Consider the following 2,883-nt stretch of genomic DNA (forward strand, 5'->3'; position numbering starts at 1 on the left):
ACTCGACTGACATCCATTACCGCCAATGGACAGACTTGGAGTTATAGCCACACCTATACCAACAACACTACGCCGGACTTTGCGCAGCTAACCACAGTGACCCGTCCAGACGGTGAGAGCTGGAACTACACTTATTACCCAATCACCACCAACGGTGATGCCGGCAGCCTCGCGATCGATACCGTGACCTACCCCTCTGGCGGCATCATCGACTACGACTATGACTATGTTTACTTCAACTTCGGTGCCCAGAAGGCAACAACGGTTGTGACTGGCAAGCAAAACAGCGGCCGCGACATAACGCCGGGCACTTGGTCCTACGCTTACACACCGGCCTACAACGGGCAGTATGGTTATGACGAAACCCACATGGTGGCACCGGACCATCAGCGCACTTTCTATCACATCGGCTACACCACCAGCGCCAATGTCTGGGAAATTGGTACCAAGCGTTACGAGGAAGTGTACGACCTTCAAGGAACGATGCTTGAACAGTACGCCTACCAGTACAGCAGCGCATTGCTATCCAATGAAAATTTCTGGCACGGGCGGGACACGACCAGAATTGATAACGATACGCAGGTTCCCCTACTGACCAATGTGACCCATTGGCGACAAGGCACCTCCGTACAAACCCAATACTCCAATTTCGATGCGTACGCCAAGCCGCAAACCATCGTTGAAACCACCAATACCACCGCCACTTCTGATCGGACTCGCACTCGTACCTACAGCCATTCAGCCAGCGACTGGATCCTCGGTCTGGTGACTCAGGAAACGATTGACTATCCCAACGGTGCGCCGGTCACCCAGTGGGTCACCGACAGAACTTACGACTCGGCCGGGAATATGCTGACGGAAGACAAGTCGGGCGTTTTGACCGCCTACACGTACACCCCTGAGGGCGACATTGCCTCGATCACCGATGCCAACAACCATGTAACTACCTTTTCAAATTATTACCGGGGCGCACCTCAGGTTATCAACCGGCCCGAAGCCATCTCCGAGACGCGGATTGTCAATGCGGACGGTACCTTGGCCTCGTCCACAAATGGTGAAGGACACATTACCTCCTACACCTGGGACGACCTGAACCGCCTGACCGGTATCGACTTCCCCATACACGCAGATGTTTTGATCAGCTACGATGACCAGTCGGCCGTATTGACCCGGGGAAACTACAAGGAAACCCGTTTCTTCGACGGCTTCTGGCGCGACCGTGGTATCAAGCGTGAAGACACCAGCTCCAATACGATGACCGAAGTCACCAAGGCCTGGGACGCGGTGGGTAATATGACCTTTGAGAGCTACCCCAACAGCGCTCAGGGCAGAACTATCGCCTACGATGCTCTGCAGCGAGTGACGAGCATCGACTTTCCCGATCAGACCTCGAAAACCTATTCCTACCCAAGCGGGTTTGAAATTCAAGAGGTGGATGAAAACGGCTATGTAACCACGAAGACCATCGCCAGCCATGGCACCATGGACGGCAGTTGGCTGATCTACATCTCGTCGCCCGAAAGCCTCGCGACCAGCATTTCCAGAAATGGTCTGGGCCAGGTTTACCGCGTCTTTCAGGGTGAAGTTCAGGACCAGGGTCTTTTTGGCTACGCTCGCCAGTACATTCATGATGCACGGGGTTTCCTGATGCAGGAAATCCATCAGGAGACAGGAACCACGGTCTATGGTCGCGACAACGTCGGAAATATGACGAGCAAGGAAATCGGTACCAGTGGCATTGTTGAAACGCGGACCTACGACGACCTGAACCGCCTGACCTCCATTTCCTACTCAGATGGCACGCCAACAGCCACCTTCACCTACGACGACAACAGTAACCTGAAATCGGTGACCAGTTCGGCGGCCAGCCGTAGCTATACCTACGATCAGAATGACAATCTGGAAAACGAATCATTGACTGTTGGAAGCGCCACCTACAACGTGACTTACGGCATTGATAATCTGGACCATCTGGCTTCAGTGACTTACCCCAGTGGACGCACAGTGAACTTTGGCACCAACGCCCTGGGCTGGCAAACCCAGGCAACGCCCTATGTGTCGTCGGTGGATCGTCACCCCTCTGGAGCGATCGACACCATGACCTTCGGTAACGGCGTTGTGACCACCCAGACCCTGGATAGCCGATTGCGGCCTGATACGTTGGTATCCAATAACGGCCAGGTGGATTTTGTCGACCTGGGCATGGGCTATGACAACGTCGGCAACGTCACCAACATCGTGGATAACGCTGGGTCACTCCACAACCGCACGATTGGCTATGACGATGTGAACCGAATGACGTCCGCAACTGGGTCCTGGGGTACCGAGACAATCACCTATGACGGCCGAGGCAACATTGATACCCGGGAGCGCAATGGAAGCCTGCAGGACTACTACTACAATTCTGACAGGTTGACGTACCGCGTCTTTCCAACCTTTTTTTACACTATCACTCATGACCTACGGGGCAACATGACCAGCGATGGCCCAAACATCATGGTCTATGACGGCGCGAACAACCTCGCTTCCATTGATAACGGTGCCAAGGTGATCGATTACACTTACGACGGCGCTAACACCCGCATCAGCCGGAGTACTCCCACAGACACCACCCATGTGTTGTACAGCCTGATGGGGGATCTGCTGGGTGAATACGATCCGTCAGGCGGTTTCAAGGAATACATCTACGTGGATTCGAAAACCGCCGCCAAGGCGGTGGATGACACCACTGTAGTTGGCCAGTAACGGTTAGGGAGGACATAACTATGACACGCACTATCTGGAACACGCTGGCCATCCTGGCCGTGCTCATCTTCACCGCCTTGCCCCTCAGTGCCGCTGAGGTGGTGACTTACTACCACAACGATCATCTGGGCTCGCCCA

The 2,883-nt window shown here is 54.4% G+C and carries 1 protein-coding gene; it reads left to right on the plus strand.

The window, feature by feature from the left end; translation table 11 throughout:
• A partial coding sequence (locus KYE_RS15375; protein WP_008175127.1) for an RHS repeat domain-containing protein occupies window positions 1–2,745 on the plus strand: 2,745 nt, incomplete at its 5' end.
• Window positions 2,746–2,883: the final 138 nt, after the last annotated feature.

This window comes from Marinobacter manganoxydans MnI7-9, assembly GCF_000235625.1.
GTDB classification, from domain to species: domain Bacteria; phylum Pseudomonadota; class Gammaproteobacteria; order Pseudomonadales; family Oleiphilaceae; genus Marinobacter; species Marinobacter manganoxydans.